Genomic DNA, 716 nt, shown 5'->3' on the forward strand with positions numbered 1-716 from the left:
CCGGGTTGCGGACAGTGTCTGGTGGGTAGTTTGACTGGGGCGGTCTCCTCCTAAAGAGTAACGGAGGAGCACGAAGGTTGGCTAATCCTGGTCGGACATCAGGAGGTTAGTGCAATGGCATAAGCCAGCTTGACTGCGAGCGTGACGGCGCGAGCAGGTGCGAAAGCAGGTCATAGTGATCCGGTGGTTCTGAATGGAAGGGCCATCGCTCAACGGATAAAAGGTACTCCGGGGATAACAGGCTGATACCGCCCAAGAGTTCATATCGACGGCGGTGTTTGGCACCTCGATGTCGGCTCATCACATCCTGGGGCTGAAGTAGGTCCCAAGGGTATGGCTGTTCGCCATTTAAAGTGGTACGCGAGCTGGGTTTAGAACGTCGTGAGACAGTTCGGTCCCTATCTGCCGTGGGCGCTGGAGAACTGAGGGGGGCTGCTCCTAGTACGAGAGGACCGGAGTGGACGCATCACTGGTGTTCGGGTTGTCATGCCAATGGCACTGCCCGGTAGCTAAATGCGGAAGAGATAAGTGCTGAAAGCATCTAAGCACGAAACTTGCCCCGAGATGAGTTCTCCCTGAGACTTAGAGTCTCCTGAAGGAACGTTGAAGACGACGACGTTGATAGGCCGGGTGTGTAAGCGCAGCGATGCGTTGAGCTAACCGGTACTAATGAACCGTGAGGCTTAACCTTACAACGCCGAAGATGTTTTGGCGGT

At 55.3% G+C, this 716-nt stretch carries 1 rRNA gene; it reads left to right on the forward strand.

Annotated elements, in window-relative coordinates:
- A 23S ribosomal RNA gene (locus ACLJQD_RS22905) occupies nucleotides 1-691 on the forward strand; the annotation flags it as partial.
- Nucleotides 692-716 lie beyond the last annotated feature (25 nt).

The organism is Salmonella sp. SAL04214 (assembly GCF_046550615.1).
Lineage (GTDB): Bacteria > Pseudomonadota > Gammaproteobacteria > Enterobacterales > Enterobacteriaceae > Salmonella > Salmonella enterica.